At 33.9% G+C, this 23,598-nt stretch carries 18 protein-coding genes; 12 read left to right on the forward strand and 6 right to left on the reverse strand.

The features are described from left to right. Positions 1–871: 871 nt before the first annotated feature. From aceB to trxB, 5 genes are all read left to right on the forward strand, one after another. Complete coding sequence (aceB, locus tag AC4PRO_RS17155) at positions 872–2,470, forward strand: malate synthase A (RefSeq protein ID WP_074723404.1); 1,599 nt, start codon at positions 872–874, stop codon at positions 2,468–2,470. A gap of 84 nt (positions 2,471–2,554) precedes the next feature. Next, positions 2,555–4,180: an isocitrate lyase gene (locus AC4PRO_RS17160; protein WP_492118247.1), complete on the forward strand. Its 1,626-nt coding sequence runs from the start codon at positions 2,555–2,557 to the stop codon at positions 4,178–4,180. 93 nt (positions 4,181–4,273) lie between these two features. Next, positions 4,274–4,753 (forward strand): ribonuclease E activity regulator RraA, encoded by a 480-nt coding sequence (gene rraA, locus AC4PRO_RS17165; RefSeq protein ID WP_074723406.1) that lies wholly within the window; start codon positions 4,274–4,276, stop codon positions 4,751–4,753. A 12-nt stretch (positions 4,754–4,765) separates the two neighbouring features. Beyond that, positions 4,766–5,938, forward strand: a complete 1,173-nt coding sequence (locus AC4PRO_RS17170; RefSeq protein ID WP_492118248.1) for a pyridoxal-phosphate-dependent aminotransferase family protein — start codon at positions 4,766–4,768, stop codon at positions 5,936–5,938. Positions 5,939–6,221: 283 nt separating this feature from the next. Beyond that, entirely contained in the window at positions 6,222–7,169 is a 948-nt protein-coding gene (trxB, locus tag AC4PRO_RS17175) for a thioredoxin-disulfide reductase (protein WP_074723408.1), read from the forward strand. 170 nt (positions 7,170–7,339) lie between these two features. Here trxB and AC4PRO_RS17180 read toward each other — a convergent pair whose 3' ends face one another. The 5 genes from AC4PRO_RS17180 to AC4PRO_RS17200 form a co-directional block, all read right to left on the reverse strand. Next, positions 7,340–8,173: a GIN domain-containing protein gene (locus AC4PRO_RS17180; protein ID WP_492118249.1), complete on the reverse strand. Its 834-nt coding sequence runs from the start codon at positions 8,171–8,173 to the stop codon at positions 7,340–7,342. A gap of 85 nt (positions 8,174–8,258) precedes the next feature. Continuing rightward, on the reverse strand, positions 8,259–8,999 hold the full coding sequence (locus tag AC4PRO_RS17185; protein ID WP_492118250.1) for a head GIN domain-containing protein: 741 nt from the start codon (positions 8,997–8,999) through the stop codon (positions 8,259–8,261). A gap of 2 nt (positions 9,000–9,001) precedes the next feature. After that, complete coding sequence (locus AC4PRO_RS17190) at positions 9,002–10,717, reverse strand: PspC domain-containing protein (RefSeq protein WP_074723410.1); 1,716 nt, start codon at positions 10,715–10,717, stop codon at positions 9,002–9,004. Between the two features lie 5 nt (positions 10,718–10,722). Next, positions 10,723–11,052, reverse strand: coding sequence for a PadR family transcriptional regulator (locus AC4PRO_RS17195; protein WP_074723411.1), 330 nt, complete (start codon positions 11,050–11,052; stop codon positions 10,723–10,725). 226 nt (positions 11,053–11,278) lie between these two features. Further along, entirely contained in the window at positions 11,279–11,734 is a 456-nt protein-coding gene (locus AC4PRO_RS17200) for a DUF4870 domain-containing protein (protein ID WP_492118251.1), read from the reverse strand. Between the two features lie 203 nt (positions 11,735–11,937). Between AC4PRO_RS17200 and AC4PRO_RS17205 the strand changes: the two genes are divergently transcribed. Continuing rightward, positions 11,938–12,393, forward strand: coding sequence for a DUF4442 domain-containing protein (locus AC4PRO_RS17205; RefSeq protein WP_074723413.1), 456 nt, complete (start codon positions 11,938–11,940; stop codon positions 12,391–12,393). Positions 12,394–12,464: 71 nt separating this feature from the next. On the opposite strand, the gene AC4PRO_RS17210 is transcribed toward AC4PRO_RS17205, so the two are convergent. Beyond that, complete coding sequence (locus tag AC4PRO_RS17210) at positions 12,465–12,821, reverse strand: hypothetical protein (RefSeq protein ID WP_492118252.1); 357 nt, start codon at positions 12,819–12,821, stop codon at positions 12,465–12,467. Positions 12,822–14,009: 1,188 nt separating this feature from the next. Here AC4PRO_RS17210 and AC4PRO_RS17215 point away from each other — a divergent pair. The 6 genes from AC4PRO_RS17215 (at position 14,010) to AC4PRO_RS17240 (ending at position 23,217) form a co-directional block, all read left to right on the forward strand. Beyond that, positions 14,010–14,588, forward strand: coding sequence for an RNA polymerase sigma factor (locus tag AC4PRO_RS17215; protein WP_492118253.1), 579 nt, complete (start codon positions 14,010–14,012; stop codon positions 14,586–14,588). 97 nt (positions 14,589–14,685) lie between these two features. Next, positions 14,686–15,624: a FecR family protein gene (locus AC4PRO_RS17220; RefSeq protein ID WP_492118254.1), complete on the forward strand. Its 939-nt coding sequence runs from the start codon at positions 14,686–14,688 to the stop codon at positions 15,622–15,624. A 95-nt stretch (positions 15,625–15,719) separates the two neighbouring features. Beyond that, entirely contained in the window at positions 15,720–19,169 is a 3,450-nt protein-coding gene (locus tag AC4PRO_RS17225; RefSeq protein ID WP_492118255.1) for a SusC/RagA family TonB-linked outer membrane protein, read from the forward strand. Positions 19,170–19,180: 11 nt separating this feature from the next. Further along, positions 19,181–20,614 (forward strand): SusD/RagB family nutrient-binding outer membrane lipoprotein, encoded by a 1,434-nt coding sequence (locus AC4PRO_RS17230; protein ID WP_492118256.1) that lies wholly within the window; start codon positions 19,181–19,183, stop codon positions 20,612–20,614. Between the two features lie 18 nt (positions 20,615–20,632). Then, a complete protein-coding gene (locus tag AC4PRO_RS17235; RefSeq protein WP_492118257.1) occupies positions 20,633–22,207 on the forward strand; it encodes a calcineurin-like phosphoesterase C-terminal domain-containing protein in 1,575 nt (524 codons plus the stop codon). Between the two features lie 95 nt (positions 22,208–22,302). Continuing rightward, entirely contained in the window at positions 22,303–23,217 is a 915-nt protein-coding gene (locus AC4PRO_RS17240) for a glycerophosphodiester phosphodiesterase family protein (protein ID WP_492118258.1), read from the forward strand. Positions 23,218–23,598: the final 381 nt, after the last annotated feature.

Consider the following 23,598-nt stretch of genomic DNA (forward strand, 5'->3'; position numbering starts at 1 on the left):
TGCGAGTAATATGCAGATATACCTGATGTCCCCGAATAGGAAAATCCTGAACTGTAATTTCATCAAAGAAGCCTTTTTATACTAATTCAAGGGTATCAAACTCTTTTGGAGGCTTTATTTTCTCATCAAAATATAGGTGCAATATTTCTTCTGTGTTATTAGCAGAAACTACCTCAAAGTGGTTAACTAAAAAATCAGGTAGCATGAATTTCAAAAGGTCTATTGAGGTCATCACAAATTGCTAGATCGACAAATTTTTAAATTTTTTCCGAAATTTCTTCCTCAGGTTTCGTTGTTGAATCGTTTTTATCAAGACAATCCCCAGTGAGTATTATTTTTTATTGTAATTGAAGGAACTGCAGTTGTTTTTAAATTTTATAAGTCTCTATAGGGTAATCTCAGACTTGGTTTTTGTTAAATCAGAGGCTGGAGAAGGAAATTTTGTCTTATAAGTCCTTTTTGTGTTGTAAAATGCTGATGTTAGGTTTGTTTTGGTAGCAATAATGCCAGCGAAAAGTGGAGCTCTGTTATCACATTTTTCAGAGTTAAAAGAAAATCGATAATCGGTTGCTGAACTCATCAAGTGGCATAAAGAGTATTTGAAATCTGCGCGACCTTCGGGAACACAGAAGAACGATTTTACTATTCACATGTATGGTTTTATTTTTCTAGAGCAAAAGCGTAAACATAAGGCGAATGATAGGTTCTTGACATAATTGAATTATAGATTTAATGTAAGGATCTTCCATAAAAAGTAAGCGGTATATTTATTGCGAACATGTATTTTTTTGAGAAAAACAAAATTTAACGAACGTTCGCTTGTTTTATTAAAAACTTTATTATACTATTGTACTATAAATATATAAGTACTATGGAAAGCACGCTATTAAGACAATCGAAAATTAACTTTTCTAAAGAGGTAACTAATTACTATCCAGAAATTCTAACTGATGAAGCGCTAGCATTTATTGTTGCGCTGCATGAGAAATTTAATGCTGAGAGATTGCAGCTATTAGAACGTAGAGTTGTACAACAAACAATTTTTGATAGCGGAAAGTTTCCAGAGTTTCCAAAAGAAACTGCAGCTATAAGAGATGGAAATTGGACCGCAGGTGCAATTCCGCAAGATCTGCAGGATAGGCGTGTAGAAATTACTGGTCCTGTTGAGCGAAAAATGATTGTCAATGCTTTAAATTCTGGAGCCAAAACATTTATGGCGGATTTAGAAGATAGTAATGCTCCTAGTTGGAAAAATACTATTGAAGGACAACAAAATTTAATAGATGCTAATAGAAAAACAATTTCCTTAGTTGATATAAAACGTAATAAATCGTACACACTAAATCAAGAGACGGCTGTTTTACTTGTTAGGCCAAGAGGTCTGCATTTAGACGAAAGACACATTATAATTAACAATGAACGAGCTTCTGGAAGTTTGGTTGACTTTGGCTTGTATGTATTCCATAATACGCAAACATTGATGCAAAATGGAACTGCACCGTATTTCTATTTACCAAAATTAGAACATTATTTAGAAGCGCGTTGGTGGAACAAAGTGTTTGAATTTGCGCAAGAATATTTAGGAGTACCAAATGGTACTTTTAAAGCAACTGTATTAGTGGAGACAATTACAGCAAGTTTTCAGTTAGATGAAATAATTTTCGAACTTAAAGATCATATTGTTGGTTTAAACTGTGGACGTTGGGATTATATTTTTTCTTACATCAAAAAATTTAGAAATCATGCAAATTTTGTAGTTCCAAATCGGGATCAAGTAACCATGACTACACCATTTATGGATGCCTATTCAAAGTTGGTTATACAACGCTGTCATAAAAGAGGGATACTTGCGATAGGCGGAATGGCTGCTCAAATTCCGATTAAAAATGATGAAAAAGCTAATGATGCTGCTTTAGAAAAAGTACGAAAAGATAAAGAGCGTGAAGTGAAAAATGGACATGATGGTACTTGGGTTGCACATCCTGCATTGGTAGCAGTAGCTATGGCAGAATTTAACAAACATATGCCAACATCTAACCAGTTGCATGTAACTAGGGATGATGTAAACATAACAGAACAAGATTTGGTTGAAATACCTAAAGGTACGGTAACTGAAGAAGGGATTAGAAAAAACATTAATGTTGGTATTTTATATACGGAAGCTTGGCTAAGAGGTCATGGCGCTGTTGCTCTTTATAATTTAATGGAAGATGCTGCGACAGCAGAGATTTCAAGAACACAAGTTTGGCAATGGCTACATAATGAAGTTGTTATAGAAGACGGAAGAACTTTTAATATGACTTTGTACAAAGACATTTTTGATGATGAAATAGAAAAACTCATTACCGAATTTGGCGAAGAAAACATAAAGAATAGCAAGTTTGAATTAGCTATCGAGCTTTTTAATAAGCTAGTAATTTCCGAAGAGTTTGAAGAGTTTTTAACGCTTCCAGCCTATCAATACATTTAAAAAAAATGTCCCGCAACTACTCCAATAGTATACGAGACTTAATTATAAAAATCTAGAACAACCTTAATAATTAAAAACAAAATTATGAAAAATTTAGCACAAAGCAATTACAGTTCTGCATTAGAAACTGTGAGAGACCTTAAAAAAAAGTATGGAGAAACTTGGAATGCAATAAATCCTGAAAGTGCCGCTAGAATGGCAACTCAGAATCGTTTTAAAACAGGTTTAGATATCGCTAAATATACTGCAGCCATTATGAGAAAAGATATGGCACAGTATGATGCAGATTCATCTCAATACACACAATCACTAGGTTCTTGGCATGGTTTTGTGGCTCAGCAAAATATGATAGCTGTGAAAAAGCATCATAAAACAACAAGTAAAAAATATATCTATCTTTCCGGTTGGATGGTTGCTGCATTACGTTCAGAATTTGGACCATTACCAGATCAATCAATGCATGAAAAAACGGCTGTTCCAGCATTAATCAAAGAAATTTATGATTTCTTACGTCAAGCAGATGCTATTGAGTTAAATGATTTATTTAGAAGACTTGAAAACGGGGAAGATGTGCAAAATCAAATTGATAATTTTGAAACACATATAGTTCCTATTATTGCTGATATTGATGCAGGTTTTGGGAATGAAGAGGCTACCTATTTGTTAACTAGAAAAATGATTGAAGCTGGAGCTTGTGCTATTCAAATTGAAAATCAAGTTTCAGATGCGAAACAATGTGGACATCAAGATGGAAAGGTTACTGTACCTCATGAAGATTTTATTGATAAATTAAATGCAATTAGATATGCTTTCTTAGAATTAGGTATCGAAGACGGAATTATTGTAGCTAGAACAGATTCTGAAGGTGCTGGTTTAACTCAAAAGCTTCCAGTTAGTAAAGAGTCTGGAGATTTAGCTTCTAAATATTTAGCGTTTGTAGAAGCAGATGAAATAGCTCTTAATGATGCCAAAGAAGATGATGTGCTCCTTAAAAGAGATGGTAAATTAGTACGTCCAGTGAGATTAGCAAATGGTTTATATAAATTTAAAGATGGCTCAAACATTGATAGAGTCGTGTTAGATTGTATAACTAGTTTACAAAACGGAGCAGATTTGTTATGGATCGAAACGGATACTCCAAATGTTAAGCAAATTGCTCAAATGGTAAATAGAGTTAAAGCCGTTGTGCCTAATGCTAAATTGGTTTATAATAACTCTCCATCTTTCAACTGGACATTAAACTTCCGTAATCAAGTGTATGAAGAAATGCTTGCAGAAGGAGACAATATGACTGGCTATGATAGAAATAATTTAATGGATGCACAATATGATGATTCTGAATTGTGTCATCGTGCAGACGATAAAATTAGAACTTTCCAAGCAGATGGGTCAAGAGAAGCTGGGATTTTCCATCACTTAATTACCTTACCTACATACCATACTACAGCACTTCATATGAATGACTTAACACAAGGCTATTTTGGAGAAGAAGGCATGTTGGCTTATGTTAAAGGGGTTCAGAGACAAGAAATTCGCAAAGGTGTTTCTTGTGTAAAACACCAACGTATGGCAGGTTCAGATCTTGGTGATGATCATAAAACATTCTTTGCTGGAGACAAAGCTTTAAAAGCTGGTGGACAGAAGAATACAAGTGAGCAGTTTGAAATCAAAAAAAATGTTACAGAAGAAGAACTTGTTTTAGAAAAATAATTTTTATTCTATTTATTGATAAAGGCAACATGTACGCATGTTGCCTTTTCAAATTTTATAAACTAAACAATTCTTAATTTATTACTAGAAAATATGTTTACAACAGCTGATCTTTGGGATAAGTATGAAACACTTCTTAGTTGTGTGGATCCTATTTTTAATCATTTTGGGAACAAAAAGATGTTTTCAGGAAAAATTATGACTATCAAGTTATTTGAAGACAACTCATTAGTTCGAAAGCAATTAGAATCTGACGGAAAAGATAAAGTGCTCGTAATTGATGGTGGTGCCTCTTTACGTTGCGCATTAATAGGTGATCAATTAGCTGCTTTGGCAATACAGAATAATTGGGAAGGAATTATTGTGAATGGTTGTATTCGTGATAGTGCTGTCATTAACTCAATGAATATTGGCATAAAAGCGTTAAACACTTCTCCTGTCAAAAGTGTGAAGCGTAATTTAGGAGAGATCAATATTCCAGTTAAATTTGGAGGAATTACTTTTATTCCAGAGGACTACATCTATGCAGATGGCGATGGAATATTGGTAAGCAAAAATAATTTATTAAAATAAAATAAAAATCAAATGAAAGCTAGAAAATTACTGATGATTCCTGGTCCTATAGAATTTGAACCAGAAGTTTTGCAAGCAATGGGAATACCTACGACAAGTCATGTAGCTCCAGATTTTATTGAAATTTTCGGAAAGAGCCTTGAGCTAATGAGAGAAGTTTGGATGTCTCCAAAGGGACAACCCTTTATTGTTGCAGGAACTGGTACACTGGCTATGGATATGGCTGCCGCCAATATCATCGAACGAGGAGATAATGTATTGGTAATTTCTTCAGGTTATTTTGGTAAACGATTTAAAGATATTTTAGATTGCTATGGTGCAAATACAACGCTTTTAGAGGCGCCATTAGGTGAAATTGTTCCTCTTGAAGTCATAGAAAACGAACTAAAAAATAAACAATATAAAGCGCTGACTATTACGCATGTAGATACTTCTACGGGGATAATAGTAGATCCGAAACCTATAGTCCAATTAGCTAAAAAATATAATACATTAAGTATTTTAGATGGTGTGTGCTCGGTTGCGGGTGAAGAGTTAAATCAGGACGAATGGGAGCTTGATGTTGTCTTAACTGCATCTCAAAAAGCAATTGGTGTACCGCCAGGACTTGCGCTATTGATGGTTTCAGAAAAAGCGATGCAAGCTTGGGAAAATAGAAAAACGCCTGTGCCTAATTATTATGCAGATTGGAGCAATTGGTTACCCATAATGAAAGCTTATGAAGAAAGAAGACCTTCGTATTTCGGGACACCAGCAGTTAATTTAATTGTAGCTCTAGAAACTAGTTTGAAAATTATATGTAAAGAAGGTATCGAAAAAAGGGTGAAGAGGCATCAAAGTTTAGCAAAAGCATTTAGAGCCGCAATAGCTTCCTTGAACCTAACTATATTACCTAAAACTACTGAAATAGCTGCCAATACCTTAACAGCAGTATATTATCCTCAAGGTATAGACGGAGCCGCATTAAGTTCTAAAATGGTGGATAGTAATGTAATTATAGCAGGGGGATTACTACCAGAAATAAAAACCACTTATTTTAGAATAGGTCATATGGGTTCGGTTTCTCCAAATGATCTTTTAGCTGTATTAGGAGCCTTGGAGCGTGCTTTATCAGAATTAGGGCATTCATTAGAAGTTGGAAAGAGTTTGCAGACTTTTCAAAATGAACTCTTAAAATCAAATTAATTAGGCATTTAAAACTTATTTTTTAATATTTATCTGGTCGATAAAATTTCTTTAAGAAGAAGTTGCGTAATGAATTATTAATAGTGCGATTAAAATAGTAACAAATTAATTTTTAATAACATATTGGAGTTGTTTAGCCCCTTTCTGCCTAATGAAAAATCCTCTCTGTTTCGACAGTTAGGATTTTTTTATTGTAGAATAGCAAAAACTGATTATTCCGTTTCTGTATTCCATTAAATAAGACTTATTTTTGTACTGTTTAAAATAATTATAAAATTTCACTATGTCTGATACAATCGAAAAAATAAAATGCCTTATTATAGGTTCTGGTCCTGCAGGATATACTGCTGCAATCTATGCTGCAAGAGCAAATATGAATCCAGTTTTATACCAAGGAATGCAGCCCGGAGGTCAATTAACTACAACTAATGAAGTGGAAAATTGGCCTGGAAATCCTGAAGGGATAACTGGTCCAGAAATGATGGTGGGTTTACAAGCTCAAGCACAGCGTTTTGGTACTGATGTACGTGACGGTTGGGCAACTAAAGTTGATTTTTCGGGAGATGTTCATAAAGTTTGGATTAATGGAACTAAAGAATTGCATTGTGAAACTGTAATTATTTCTACCGGAGCATCCGCTAAATACATAGGCTTACCTTCTGAGCAGCACTATTTAAAAATGGGTGGTGGTGTTTCTGCTTGTGCAGTTTGCGACGGTTTTTTCTATAGAAATCAAGAAGTAGTTATTGTAGGAGCTGGAGATTCAGCTTGCGAGGAAGCGCATTATTTGTCTAAACTTTGTAAAAAAGTAACGATGTTAGTTCGAAGTGAAAAATTTAGAGCTTCGAAAATAATGGAAGCTCGTGTTCGTAAAACAGAAAACATTACGATTCTGATGAATCATGATACCGTTGAAGTTTTAGGAGATGAACAAGTAGTTACGGGTGTAAAAGCGTTGAACAAAACTACAAATGAAGAATTTGAGATTCCAGCAACTGGTTTCTTCGTAGCGATTGGACATAAACCAAATACTGATATTTTTAAAGATTTTATTTCTCTTGACGAAACTGGTTATATCATTAATACTCCGGGATCTTCAAAAACAAATGTTGAAGGTGTTTTTGTATCTGGAGACGCAGCAGATCATGTGTATCGTCAGGCCATTACGGCTGCAGGGACAGGTTGTATGGCAGCACTAGATGCAGAAAGATATTTAGCTTCTAAGGACTAAATTCGAAAGAACAATTACTATTCGAAAGAACAAGTTTTCAATAAAAAAAGGCCCCATTTACTTATGTAATGGGGCCTTTTTATTTCTCTTTCGGACTGTAATACCCCCACGCGATGCCTCGTTTTATTTTATTGGAATTTTAATGCCTCGTGGGCTCTGCACGAGGTGTTTTATTTTACCTTTTTAAGTAATTTGGCTTCGTCAGCAAATTTTCGTATTTCAATTTTTGGGTTGCCATATAGTTGAATTTCAGATTTCTCTCCAGCACTTATGCTTATAGATGTTTGTGCGTTTACACTAGCTTTAGAGTAACTCTCAGCAATTAATTCTAATTCTTTAACAGTCAATTTATCTCCTTTAAAATCAGAATTGTTATCCAGACGAATGACACCAATCGTAGCGCTACCTTCTATGTTTGCTTTAGATTTTTGATATAAATCACATGTTAGTTTAGTAGTAGTAATTAAGGATTTTAAATCAGCATTTTTACTCAATACAATTTTTACCTTTTCAGATTTTACATTCAGTTCCATTTTTGATTTATCATCCGCTTGTAAAACGAAATTCTTTGTATTGATATTCAAAAACAGTTTAGAATAATCGATGCTTTTAAAAGTAATAGAGTCCAATTGCACTTCTTGTATAGCGTTTACAACAGCATCGTTTTTTGAAGAGACACTTTTTAATTCATTAGTATAAGTAACCTTTACTATCAGTTTTCTATATTTTGTCGCTTCCTTAGAAGTGTAAATTCGAAGGGTTTTATCTCTTAAATCCATTGAGATTATATCATGAAGATTATCATCTGCTTCAATCTTTATTCCTGGTTTGTCTCCTTTTTCAAGATAGACTTCAAGGTTATCCTCTAGTTCAAGGGAGTCGAAATTTCCAGTTTCCCTTAATTCAGTCGTAACGGTTTTTGAACCTTTTATTTTTTCTTTTTTTTGTGCAGAAACCAGAGTGATTGACAGTACAAGTAGCGTGATGACTATATATTTTTTCATTTTATTTTTTGTTATGATTATTACAAATATAAAAAAATCATCCACTTTTGATGGATGATTCAGTTATTAATTGACAAATAAAAAGTTAAATTTTGTCTATACTTGCTCCAGAACTCGCTCTTTTTTCGATTGATTTTGGGGTAGTGTTATAGTCAACATTGCTACCACTCGAAGCTTTGGCTTTTAAACTTACAATAGGATGAACGCTAATAGTTGCTCCACTTGATGCTGTTGCATTTACCTCGTTAGCAAGTAGGTCTTTTGCATCAATATCACTTCCGCTGGAAGCAGTAGTCTCGAGACTTAGTGCCATTCCTTCAATATTTATGGAACTCCCGCTACTGGACTTACAACTTATATTGTCTGATTTCACCTTTAGGTTCATTGACGCAGCACTTGAAGTCCTAAGAATAATATTTTCACTCTTTAGTGTGTTTGTACTGTTTATCGAAGAAGCACTAGACGCTTTCAAAGCTTCAATAACAGGCATTTTAACAGTTACTTTTTTTGACTCGATATTTATAAAAGAATTATAATCACAAGCAACGATAAGTACTCCATTTTCGACTGTAGTAGTGATGCTTCTTTGTAAATTATCATCAGCTTCAACGGTAATCTCCGTTTTGTCTGATTGCTCAATTATTAGATCAATACCATTGCTAACTTCGACACTTTTAAAATCTCCTTGAACCGTCCTGTTCTCAGTAGTAACATGACCACTTCCTGTGATGGATTTTATGTTTATCGAATGGTTACAGGATGCAAATAATAATGCAGTTAATGCTACCAGAATGAATTTAGTTATTATTGTGATGAGTTTTAACATGATTATCTTGTTTTTATAATTATACCATCTTTATTTATTTTCAACTCTTTAATATTGCTATTGGATACGTTGACACTATCATCTGTAATAGAAACACCATTTTCAGTAATCTTAATTGATTTGTTCTCGTTATCTTCATCATAGTACTCACTTTCATCATCAGTACAGTTTAAACATCTTACCTTATTGTCTTCTACTCTGTAGATTTCATTGCTAGAATTTGGATTCCATAAAAAGTAATCCTCATCTGTACGATCATAGTTTTTCATAGAATCGTCTGGTCTTAATAATGTCCCTTTTGGTAAGTATAAAGTAATCTCTATTTCTTGATCACGAAATTTATTTTTTAAATCGGTAATTAAATAGTTGTCTAAAATTAATTGATTTCCTTCAATTTTATAGCTGTATTTTATTTGTTCTGCTCTTTTTCTTGCTTCAGATAGAGACTTTCCTTTAGCCTCTTTTTCAATTTGAATATAAGGTAATTTTTCATCTGTTTTTTCTATTCTAAATCTAACGTCATTGGAATAGATTACATCTGCTCCTGTAACATCTTGTGCGATTTTGAAATCATCACGATCATCAACATTCTTAGCATAATAATCATTGTGCTTGAATTTAATGTAAAGCGTATCTGATGGTTTTAGGATAATATTTTCTTTTTGAACTACTCTTCCGTCAGCTGCAAATGCAGCTGCTTGTTTTACACCTATAGAAATAGCTAATGCAACTGAAATCAACCATAGTGCTAACAAAGTATATTTAGCAATATTTCCAATAGATTTCATATTTGGAGCCAATAGTTTGAATCCTAATATTGTCAAGAAAAAGAACGGAATACCAACTGCAAAGAACATCAAAAGTCCAAAAGCCCATATAGGGTAGTCAGTGAAGTTTCCTGCTTCTATAAAACCTTGCCAAGGAAAGTCGATAAAAGACGAAGATCCTAAAGTAAACATTCCTATAAATAAGGCCATTAATGTGGCTAAGCCAGTCATAATTAAGATGACCCCAAGAAATTTAGCGAAAATTTTAAAAACCGTCATAATAAAATCACCAAAAGAACTTCCTATTTTTTCGGCTCCACTTTTTATTTGGTTGCCATATTTGTCGTAATCAACATTTTTAAATTTGTCGGAAACATTTTCAAATTCTTCCCTTACTTTTTTTTCGATATTCGAAATATTAACGGGTTCTCCAGTCATTTCCAGTTTCTCTGACGTTGTCACTGCAGCAGGAACAACGATCCACAAGATAATGTAAGCAAGAACTCCTGTTCCCGCTCCCCATACTAAGAGAATAAAGATGATTCTAACCCATACAGCATCAATTCCAAAATAATGTCCTAGTCCAGCAGAAACTCCGCTTACCATCCCTTTTTCAGTATCTCGGTATAGTTTTTTTGTTCTTCTTGTTGTAGTACTGTTATAGTTTTGTGAAGCGTGGTTATCCTCTTCTATCATATAGTCTTCTGGTTGCCCCATAACGGCAATTACTTGATCTACATCTTTTAGACCTACAACATGCTTGTCTGTTTTTTGATTTTCGGTCAGTAGTTCCGAAACGCGCATTTCAATATCTTTTATAATTTCTTCTTGTCCAGATGATTTAGATAACGATCGCTTTATGGCGTCAAAATATCGTGTTAGTTTTAGGTATGCATCTTCGTCTATATGGAAGAACATTCCGCCTAGGTTTATATTTACAGTCTTGTTCATGGCTATTATTTTTGGTTTGTGATTAGGTTTACAGCATCAGACAATTCAGTCCAAGTAGTGGTAAGTTCGTTTAAAAATGTTTGTCCTATTTCAGTAAGACCATAGTATTTTCTAGGTGGTCCCGAAGTTGATTCTTCCCAACGGTAGCTTAACAGTCCGTCATTTTTTAATCTGGTAAGCAGCGGGTAAATGGTTCCCTCTACCACTAGTAATTTTGCGTTTTTTAAAGTGTCTAATATTTCCGATGTGTAGGCATCTTTTTCTTTCAATACAGATAAGATGCAAAACTCGAGAACACCTTTGCGCATCTGGGCTTTTGTGTTTTCAATATTCATAATTCGTTTTTTTGATTTTTTCGTTGATTAAACTATTCATTTTTTGATTGATGATTTGTCATTGCGAGGAACGAAGCAATCTCATATTACCTAGTACTCTTTTCTTCTGGAGCTATTTGCTTCGCCAATTCGCTTCGCTCGTGTCCCGCTGTCCGCTATATCTTTTTTGTCTTGAAACAAGTTAAAGACAAAAAAGGATGCCGCTTCCATCCGGGCTAATGACTCCCTATTTGATAAAAGGAATCGTAATTGGGTATTTGTATTTCTCACCATTAGATGTTTTTATAGAAGCATAAATGATTAGAAAGAACTCGGCTATTTTTAAACAAATAAAAACAAATACAGTTGTTAACCCCAGTGTTATTAATGCTACGTTGTTTTCAAAGTTAATATGATCGATTACAAAACTCTCCTCGTGAATCATGGCATTCAAAGAGACATTATTAAAGATGGTTATAATTAAAATAGGAATTGCGATAAGTGCGAGCGCTATGGTGTATAGTAACACACTCAACTGGAAATTTAGTATTTGTTTCCCACTGTAATCTACAAATTCCGACTTGTCTTTTTTTGAAGTCCAAAGTACGATTGGAAAAATATAATTCCCAAAAGGAATAAAGTATTGTGTTAATGCGCTCAGGTGCGTAAAAGTGGCGATGTTTTTTTCAGTAGTTGCTTCCATTTTTTTGATTTTTGATTTTTTGGTTGATGATTGAAACTTTCAGTTAGTGTTGAACAGTAGTGCCTAGTAATTTCTTATGCAAATATATATCTAAAAGACAGTATCTTGTATCGCATAGTAGTAAAAGTTAACATATTTTTAACAAAATAATATTATATGTACGCATAGTGTTTTTTTGTACATTAGCAAAAAAACCAGTGATAATGAAACTTACAGCGTCTAAACTAAATAAATTTTTATTTTTCAAATTGCCTTCCGCATTTATCTGTGGAGTTCGTGTAAAAAAAATTGATGAAACAGATTGTGTTGTGACAGTAAAGCACCGCTGGATTAACCAAAACCCGTTTAATTCGATGTATTTTGCAGTTCAAGCCATGGCTGCAGAACTTTCGACAGGAGCTTTGGTGATGTATCAAATACAAAAAAGTGGAAAAAAAATATCGATGTTGGTCGCGAATAATAAAGGAAATTTTACAAAAAAAGCCACAGGGAGAATAACATTTGTTTGTAAAGACGGTCATTTAATAGAGCGTGCTATTCAAGAATCTATAGCAACAGGCGAGGGGCAGACCTTCTGGATGAAATCTATAGGAACTGACGAAAAAGGAGTTCAAGTATCTGAGATGGATTTCGAATGGAGTGTTCGAATAAAAAAATAGATCAGTTTGAATCTTATATTAATATAAAAATGTCTCCAGATGGAGACATTTTTTAATATATAAAAAGTAAATTATGCTTTTTTAGTACAACACTTTTTTTCTTCTGTTCCTGCCATAGTAGCATCACATTTTTTTCCTTCAGCTTTTCCTTCAGCTTTGCAATTTGCTTTACATTTTGCAACTTCAGCAGTAGTCATTGCTTTTGAACCACATTTTTTATCGGCCATTGCAACATCACATTTTTTTCCTTCCGCTTTGCATTTGATTTGGCATTTTGCAATTTCATCTGCGGTCATTTTTTTTGCAGATTTTTTTTTCGCGCAGCAACTTTCTTTTTTTGCTACTTCTTTAGCAACAGTTTTCTTTTCTTGTGCGCTAGCACTAATAGTTAGCAAGACTATTGCCAAAAGGGTAAGTATTTTTTTCATTTTTTAGGGTATTATGTTTGGAAAAACATATATTAAGTGGCCAAATATAAAAATATTAATTTGGTTAAAATTGATTCGCAAAGTTAATACTTACCTAAGTGCTTATTTTTTTTGATTACTGCTTGAAAGACGTTCTTACTTCAAAATTATTTATATACCTAAAACTGTATGTTAAGTAAGTGTTCTATTTAAAATTGTGGCGAGATGTCTAAGGAATAATCATTTGTTTAGTGAAATATTCTGATGCTTTAGATTTTCACCTAATATGCAGAAAGATAGAATTGGCTGGTCTTAACGTCAATAAAATTATTTTGAGGGTAAGTATTTGAGGGTTTTTGGTAAAGAAAGGTACTATGCATTCCTCTAATTTAACATTCAAAAACCTCAATTTTTTATTCACATATTGCAATGAGAATGAATTATTGTATTCGCAGAGATAGCAGGGTCTATTTTAGAATCTACGAAGAATCCTTGGCTGCGGTTACTATTGCAAGGATGTTTTACTTACTAAATTAGTAGTGTTTACTGTTAAATAAGAATCAAAAAATTTTAGGCAGCTAAGGTTAATAGTTACTTTGTCAATACTAAGCAATTACTCTTTTAGATACGTGATTCACTCCTTATAATAGGAATATTGGAGAATGTAGCGGCACGATACGTTTAGTCCTTGGAAAAAATAGCCAAAAAATCGAAAAATAATTCCTAAATGATTTAAAGCAGCCTGTTAAAATTAAAATTCCTTGCACAAATTCCTCATTTTTTAAAAATCAGTGTTGTTATTTAGATTTTATCAAAAATTAGAAAAACCTTAAACAATTGCTGTTTAAGGTTTTTTTCTGTAGCGAGTACGAGATTTGAACTTGTGACCTCAGGGTTATGAAAATTGAAATATAACTCTTGTTTCTTTATAAAGTTCTGATTATTAACGATTTTTTTTTTGAACATAAATTGGTTTATGTCGTATTTTTTACTTTTCCTCATTCTTTTTCCTCACTCTACCATGTCGGGCCCAAACAGCTTTTATACACTCAGTTTAACCTTTATTTAAAAAAAATATGAAACTATTCTAAATTCCCGAAATCACAAAAGGAATCATTTTAAATTAATAATCTTTAGGTAACTAAATCTTAAACTTAATGGTTCCTTTCCTTCTATATGATTGTTTTCATTTGTAAAAATCCACAAAAAATGAAAACCACACTTTCAAATTTATGCGACAGTGAACTGCAACAATATGTAAAAGAAGGCAATAAACAAGCTTTTGAAGTGATTTTTGACCGCTATTGGAAAAGGCTTTTTTCCTATGCTTTTAAGATATATAATGACGAAAAAATAGCTGAGGACATTGTTCAGGAAATTTTCATCAGTTTATGGGAGAAGTCCAATGATGCAAATATTCTAAATTTGGAAGCTTATTTAATAAAATCAGTGAAATATAAAATTGCAAATCACATAAGAGATTTGAAATTCAGCCCTGTGCATATAGAAATCCTTCACAATATTCCCTATACTTTTAAGACCGAAAAAGACTTGGAATACAAGGAGTTTGAAAAAGATATTTTTAATGAAATAAAAAAACTTCCTCCCAAATGTCAAGAGGTTTTTATGCTCAGCCGTTTTGAGGATTATTCTAGTGCTGAAATCGCTGAACAATTAGACATCTCTGTCCGAACGGTGGAAAAGCACATTAGTAATGCTTTGAAACATTTAAAAGCAACCATTGGCACCTATCATCTAGCGGTTCTTATTACGGGAATGTTTCTTTAAGGTAAATAGAGATCTGCGATATTACCAAAACGTTATGACTCAGTTTCAGGCTACGTAGATGCTTTAAAAAATGTGACTATCTGTCAAAAGACATCTAGTGCAAAAAGACGAGTTTATACAATTAGCAAAAAAATATACCCAAAATAAATGTTCGTGGGGAGAGCAACAGGCGGTAGAAGAGTTTTTCAAAAAGCTCCAGGACAATGGTGAAGTCATTCCCTATACTTTTACAGAAGAAAAAAGGGATTTGCTCTTAAAAAAAATAAGTTCCAAAATCGGCAAGCCCAAAAAGAGGCTATTACCTCTATATTCCACAGCCTTAAAAATAGCAGCTATAGTACTCATTTTGCTTGGGATTCCATTTTTAGGAAACAGTCTATTGCAAAATGAAAATATATCGGTAGTTGCTGCCAAAGGAGAAAAGAAGACCATTCATTTACCAGATGGAAGTCTCGTTTTCCTGAACTCTAACAGCAGTATCAACTATTCAAAAAACTTCAAAAACAATAGAGAACTCCAACTTACTGGCGAGGCGTATTTTGAGGTTGTAAAAAACCCCGAGAAACCATTTTTAGTCAAAACAGACAAAATCACGACTAGGGTTTTGGGAACTTCATTTAATATTGAAGCTTATAAAAACAGCAGAATCAAGGTAAGTGTGAACACCGGTAAAGTTGAAGTGGATATAAAAGAAATTTCAGAAAAAACATTTCTAACGAAAAACCAACAACTCAGCTTTATGACAGGAAGTCAAGCTGTGCTTTTAAAAGACAATAGCGAAGATTTTAACGCCTGGACTAGAAACACCATTGTGCTCAACAATACCAGTTTGGGTGATGCCGCAAAAATTCTTGAAAACTGGTATGATATCAAAATCAATTTTTCTAGTAAGAAATTAAAGGAAATGACAATATCTGGAAAATTTAAAAACGAAAAATTAAGCAATGTTCTTAAAAGCATTGCTATTGTAAAGGAACTTGAAATAGATTTTTTAACAAAAAACCAAATCCTTATAAGAGAAAAACAAAAAAAGTGAATTGCCGATTATAGAACAAAAAGCCCAGTTCTGCTAGAACAGAAATGGGCAGATTTAAAAACAGACTACAAATAAATAATTTATAGCCAATTATAATGAATATAAAAGTACAACAATATTTGGGCTTCAAGTCAAAAACGTTTATTTTTCGATTATGCTGCTTCTTTTTAACTTCTGGAGCATTTGCTTCGCCAGTAAATCATTCGATTTCAAATGAAGCAAGCCTTTCTTTTGATCTAAAGAATGTCTTAATCACAGAAGTGTTTGTGTCCATTGAAGATAAAACCGACGTTACCTTTGTTTTCGATGAAAAAATTTCATCTTCAAAACAACATCTAACTTTAGTTGTAAAAAACCAAAACCTTACAGCTGTTTTAGGCAAAATAAGTGCATTAACTGGTTTTCAATTTAAAAAGTTAAATAACACCATTTCAGTAATTAAAATGGATGTAGCGCAGCAAATTTCAAGAGGTGTCGTATTGGATCAAGAAGGATTGCCTTTGCCTGGTGCATTGGTAAAGGAAAAAGGAACCAATAATGGTACTCTTACCGATTTTGATGGTAAGTTTAGTTTAAATCTTTCTGGGACATCTACTACATTGATTGTCTCCTTTATGGGATTTGAAGATAAAGAGGTAGTAGCCAATAGTTCTGGATTTCAGGAAATCACAATGACGGAAGACACCAATAAACTCGATGAAGTGGTTGTAACGGCTCTGGGAATTAAAAGAGAAGAAAAGAGACTGGGTTTTTCACAAGCCACTATTGGTTCAGATATTTTGAATCAAGCGGTTCCCAATAACTGGTCTTCTGGTTTAAAAGGAAAAGTTGCTGGACTTAATATTATATCTTCTGGATCGGGTCCGATTAATTCCCAACAAATAACACTAAGAGGGAACAATTCTCTTAATCCGAACGGAAACAATGCTTTAATTGTAATTGATGGGGTTCCCATAAATAATGAAATGACAACTTCTGGGTCTTCAAGTGCTTATACTGGGGACGATTCTCCAATAGATTATGGGAATGGTATTTCAGATATAAATGCAAATGACATAGAAAATGTTACTGTGTTAAAAGGACCTGGAGCAACTGCTCTTTATGGAAGTCGTGCTGCCAATGGAGCATTGATTATCACTACAAAATCGGGTAAGAAAACAAAAGGGTTGGGGGTTACTTACAATTCCAGCGTTAGCTTAGATGTTATTCAAAGATGGCCAGATTATCAATATGAATATGGACAAGGAACGGGAAAATCTTTTGACAGTAATGGCGATCCTTATTATTCTTACGGAAGTTCTGCAGACGGGGGAAATACAGGCAGTACAAGTAGTGCTTGGGGACCTAAATTTGAAGGGCAATATTTCTACCAATACGATCCTGAATTGCAAGGTCAATCTAAAGAAAGACAATTATGGCAGCCTTATAAAAACAATAGAAAGGATTTTTGGCGCACAGGAATTACGACCAACAACAATATTACGCTACAAGGAGGTGATAAAAATGGTTCAATGAGAGCTTCTATCGGATATCAAAAAAACGAATGGATTATGCCTAATACTGGGTTCGAAAGAATCACTGCTTCTATTAATGCCAACTATCAAATTTCTAAAAAAATAAAAATTGGATCAGTCATTAATTACAATAATAGGAATAGCCAAAATTTATCTGGAACTGGATATAATAACGGTTCGGCGGCCTATTTTATGATCTTTCAAAACCCAAATGTCGATTTGGACTGGTACCGCCCAATATGGTTAGACGGACAAAAGGACATTCAAAAAATAGCACCTTTTAGTTCTTATATCGATAATCCGTACCTGATAGCATATGAAGCAACAAATCCATTGCTGAGTGATCAAATTGTTGGGAATATTTTTGCCAATATAGACCTTTCTACTAATCTGAAGTTAATGTTAAGGACTTCTTTAAATACGTATAGTCAGGATAGGGAACAAAAAAGGCCGTATAGTATCAATCGATATGCTAAGGGATATTATCAATCTCAAGACATCAATAAAGTTGAGGTTAATTCGGATTTCTTACTTACTTATAATAAAGATTTAACCAAGAAATTAGGTTTGTCATTTTCAGCAGGAGGAAACGCCATGACTTATAAGTACCGCCGCACAGACGCATCTGTTGAAGGGCTAGTTGTGCCTGGAGTTTATAAATTGGCAAATGGGGTAAGCAATCCTATTATTACAACTAATGACAGGAATAAAAAAGTGAACAGTTTGTATGGTTTATTTTCCCTGTCTTTTGATAAAAAAATATTCTTGGATTTAACAGGAAGGAATGATTGGTCGAGCACACTTCCAGTAGAGAATAACTCCTTCTTTTATCCGTCGATAAATACAAGTTTTATTCTTTCTGAGATTCTTAATTTACCTTCAGCCGTAAATTATCTAAAATATAGGTTCTCCTTTGCTCAAGTTGGTAATGATACAGATCCGTATAAGACAAGTAAATACTACAGTCAAAATGCTTTTCCTAGTTCTGCGACAGTGCCTACCACATTATATAATGCAAATTTTAAACCAGAAATCACCACTAGTTATGAAACTGGTTTAGAATCAAAGTTGTTTCATAACAGGCTAAATTTTGATGCTACAGTATACCGAACGCTTACCAAAAATCAAATTATTTCCGTACCACTTGATATTACGACGGGTTACAGTTCTGGAGTTTTAAATTCTGGAGTCGTTAAAAATCAGGGGGTAGAATTAACGATGACTGGAAAAATAATTAAAGCAAATAATTTTAGCTGGAGTTCTACTTTAACTTGGTCTAAAAACTGGAATAAAGTTTTAGAATTGGCCGATGGGATTAATGGGCAACAGGAAATTGGTTCAGGAGGTACAGCAACTCTTATTGCAAAAGTGGGAGGTACAACAACTGCTATTTATGGCTATGGTTTTGTTCGATCTCCAGAGGGTGAAATTGTTTATGATAGTAAAGGACTACCCGCATATCCTGATGAAATACAACTGATTGGCGATGCGAGTCCAGACTGGAAAGCGGGACTTTTAAATAGTTTTAAATTAGGGAATGTCACTTTGAATGTAATGATAGATGGACAATATGGGGGAATAATATATTCTCAAACGCATCATAAATTAACGCAACAAGGGAAATTAAAATCCACCTTAGAAGGACGTGAAGAAGGCGTTATAGTTGGTGAAGGTGTAGTCCTTAATACGGATGGAAGTTATTCTCCTAATACCACAGCAGCAATTACCCCTGATTGGTATAACCGCTATTATAGAAGGGCAAATATAGAATCGAATTCGTTTGATGCGTCTTTTCTTAAATTAAGGGAAGTAAGTGTGAAATACAGTTTGCCAAAGCGGTTTTTAGGAAAGTCAGGGATATTGGGTATGGACATTTCTATATTCGGATCAAATTTGGCTGTAATTTCGGATTTTCCAATTTATGATCCCGAAACTGCTGCCTTAAATGGAGATACTATTTTACCTGGTATTGAAATGGGACAAATGCCTTCTCCTGCATCATACGGAATGAACTTAAAAGTGAACTTTTAAAAAACATAAAGATGAAAAATATTAAAATTTTATCCCTTAGTCTAACGCTACTTTTTATGAGTCTTGCTTGTACTAAGGATTTCGAACAAATCAACGAAGACCCAAACCGAATTGCTCAAATTAGTCCTGGCACCTTGCTTAATCCTATTATTTATGGATTAGCGACTCATAATGCCGACAGAAGCGCAAGTATTACTTTCGATTTAATGCAAGTTTCCCTTCCTTTTCCAAGTGTTTCAGGAGGATTACATAGATATGATGTCAGTCAAAGTATTGGGAATTCTTCTTGGTACTGGTATTACCGTTGGTTAAACAATATAAAGGAAATGCGATTAGCATCTGTTAAAGCTGAGGATTCTAATTACGAAGCAATTGCTCTCACTTTGCAAGCATTGGCATACGCCAATTTAACTGATATATTTGGGCCTGTTCCTATGACAGAGGCGGTAAATGGTGAAGAAGGAAATTTTTATCCACAATTTGATTCACAGGAATTCATTTATCAAACCATTCTTGCCGATTTAGAAAGAGCAAATGGTCTGTATAATTCTAAGATTTCAATGGTTTATGCCGATGATATTCTTTTTAAAAACGATATTAAAAAGTGGCAGAAATTCACAAACTCATTGCATCTAAGATTATTATTAAGAATCTCGAATAGAACGGAAACGAATGCTTTTCAAAAACTTGCCAGCATGATTCAGAATCCGACCCAATATCCTGTTTTTGTAAATACCCAAGAATCGGCAATACTTCAGGTAACGGGCGTCACACCAAATGTATCTCCTTGGGGAAGGCCGCAGGATTTCAGGTTGAGTGTAAAAATAGGGGAGTTCTTTATTGACAACCTGAACCTTCTAGAAGATCCACGAAGACCTATTATTGCTACTACTGCCAGTGATTTTAATAGTAACCCAATTGGTTACAAAGGAATTCCTAGCGCTTATGAAGGAGCCGAATCTCAATTTAAATATGATGCTTCGACTTTCAATATAGAGCAAGTCACAAATCCAATGAAAATAGTTATTTTACCCTATTCTGAAGTGGAATTTATTAAAGCAGAAGTCGCTCAAAAAGGATTTATTGCAAACCCAGAAGTGCATTACATCAAAGGAGTAAAAGCGGCAATGGAGCAACTGGATGCAGTAGTGCCAGCAAATTATTTTGACAACCCAATGGCATCTTATAATGGAACTTTAGAAAGAATAATGCTTCAGAAGTATTATGCTCTTTATTTTGTTGATTATCAGCAATGGTTTGAATACAGACGAACTGGATTTCCAGTCCTTCCCAAAACAGCGGCTATGGAAAACAACGGTGAAATGCCTTCAAGGTTTACATATAATACGGATGTTCAAATAAATAATACTGAAAATTATCGCAAAGCGCTGGAACTCTTGGGCGGCAGTGACGATATTAATACCAAAGTTTGGTGGGATAACTAATATTTTAAAAATAAGAAAATGAAGAAATCAATAGTATCAATTTGCGTTTTGCTATTTTCAATAGGAATTGTAGCGCAATCAAATGTTCAGGGTTATGTTTTTGAGGATGCAAATCAAAACGGCAAAAAGGATCGTAAGGAAAATGGAATTCCCAATGTAGCTGTTACTAATGGTGTCGAGGTCGTTCTTACAGATAAAAAAGGTAAATATGAATTACCTCTTACGGACGATCAAATTATTTCGGTAATAAAACCATCGAATTATAGAATTAATGTGAGTGAAAACAATTTACCCCAATTCTTTTACAATTATAAACCTAAGGGTTCTCCCGAATTAAAATTTAATGGCATTGTACCTACTGGAAAACTTCCAAAATCAGTAGATTTTGGTTTAATAAAACAGGAAGAAAAGGAGGAGTTTACGGCACTTGTTTTTGGAGATCCTCAGCCTTATACAGAAGAGGAAGTGGCCTTTTTCGCAAAAGGAATTGTTGCCGAGGTAGAAGGAATTAAAAATGTTCCTTTTGGATTAAGTTTGGGAGATTTGGTCGGAAATGACCTGAACTTGTTCAATCCTTATATTCAAACGGTAAAAAAAATAGGGATTCCTTGGTATAATGTCATTGGAAATCATGACTTGAATTTTGATGCAAAAAATGATAAAATGGCCGATGAAACTTTCGAGGCTCATTTTGGACCTGCAAATTATGCCTTTAATTATGCAAAAACTCATTTTATAATTCTAGACGATATTCTGTATCCTGATCCTCGAGACGGAAAAGGGTATTGGGGCGGATTCACGGAAGATCAACTAAAGTTTATTGAGAATGATCTTAACAAGGTGCCTAAAGATTACCTGATTGTTTTGGCTTTCCATATTCCGTTAACAGAGCCTGCCGAAGAAGATACGTTCAGGGATGAAGACCGTGCACGATTATTTGAAATTTTGAAAGATTTTCCAAATACCGTTTCGCTATCGGCACATACCCACATTCAGCGTCAGGATTTTTTCAACAAAAAAGAAGGATGGCAACGGGAAAAACAGCATCATGAGTATAATGTTGGCACAACTTCTGGAGATTGGTATTCTGGAAAACTCAATGAAGCGGGAATTCCAGTTTCGACCATGCGTGATGGTACCCCAAAAGGCTATGCTTTTTTTCGTTTCAACGGAAACAAATACAGCCTTGATTACAAAGTAGCAGGGAAGTCGAAAGAGTACCAGATGGAAATTTTCGCACCTAAAGTAGTAGCTAAAGGTCGAGGAACCAAAGCGGGTATTTATGTAAATTTCTTTATGGGAAGTAAGGATGATGCTGTAAAATATCGTGTAGACCAAGGCGACTGGAAAGTGATGGAGTATGTAGAAGAAATAGATCCAACCTATGCGACTGATGTTTATGAATGGGATCTTTCTGAAGAATTAATTCCAGGAAGACGCTCTTCTAATCCTATAGCAAGCAAGCATCTTTGGAGAGGGAAAATTCCAACTAATCTAGAAACTGGTGACCACCGTATCGAAATAAAAGCCACGAATATGTTCGGAAAAACATTCGAAGGAAACAGTAGTTATAGGTTGGAAAATGCAAAATAACGAGTAATATTCTTTATTTAAAGCATTTTTAATAGTCAACCTGAGCCTATTTAATATCAGGTTCAGGTTGACAAATTAATTATAAAATCAAAAAAATGAAATTTTATAAATTATTTTTAGTCTGTATCATTATTGCAGGCACATCCTGCAAATCAATTACTGAAGACAAAAAAGCAGTCAACGAAAAGAGAGTTGATTCTTTTAAAATTGAAGTTCAAGGCCATCGTGGTCAACGCGGACATTCCCCAGAAAATAGTATTTCAGCTTTTTTAAAGACAATAGAAAAAGGGGTGGATGTTATTGAAATGGATGTAGTGATTTCGAAAGATGGAAAAGTAGTCGTTTCGCATGAGCCTTATATGTCTTCATTATATGTACTAACACCTTCGGGAAAATCTATTTCTAAAACAGAAGAGAAAAACTTTAATCTTTATGAAATGACTTATGATAGGATCAGGGTGTTTGATATTGGGTCTAAAGGAAACAGAAACTTTCCAGAACAAGAAAAAATCAAAAGTTATAAGCCCTTACTTTCTGAAGTGATTGACAGCGTTGAAACTTATGTAAAATCACAGAATATTCCATCGGTAAAATACAATATTGAAATAAAATCAATCGTATCGGAGTATGACAAATCGCAACCGAAGCCTTTAAAATTTATTGAAATGGTGATGGATGTTATTCAGGAAAAAGGAATTGAGAATAAAATAAATATTCAGTCCTTTGATGAAAACATTCTAAATGAAATGAACCGAATTTATCCAAAAGTGGAACTGGCGTATTTAGTTTCTGATGAAGGGATTTCCAGGAATATAGCTAAACTGAATTTTACACCGGAGATTTACAGCCCCAATTTTAAATTGGTCAAAAATAAAGCGTTTGTAGATTCCATAAAACAAAAGAAGATGAGGTTAATCCCATGGAAGGTAAACGAAAAAGCTAACATTGATGAGATGATCAATCTTAAAGTTAATGGGATTATCACAGATTATCCAGAACGGGTCAGATGATTCCATTCTTCATGATGAAAAGATGCTGTGTCCTACTTTGTTTGTGAAATGTTTTATTGACGGCGATAATCGCCGTTATTTTTGTTTTTTTTTAATATTTATATTTTGGTACTGTTTTTAATTCAGTTTTTAATTCCAGATTTCATTACTTTTTTCTTGATATAAAAATGAAAATAAAAAAAGGACTAGTGTTATTGAACCTGAGGTCTGTTTACGTATTGTTCACATTATTAAGGTGATACCTTAGTATTTTATTTAATTTTCTCACTCCAGTTCCTCACTAAGTGAGGAATGAATTTCAATAAAAAAACCCTTAAACAGTTGATGTTTAAGGGTTTGTTTGTGTAGCGAGAACGAGATTTGAACTCGTGACCTCAGGGT

Source organism: Flavobacterium sp. DW-iso2, from assembly GCF_058725285.1.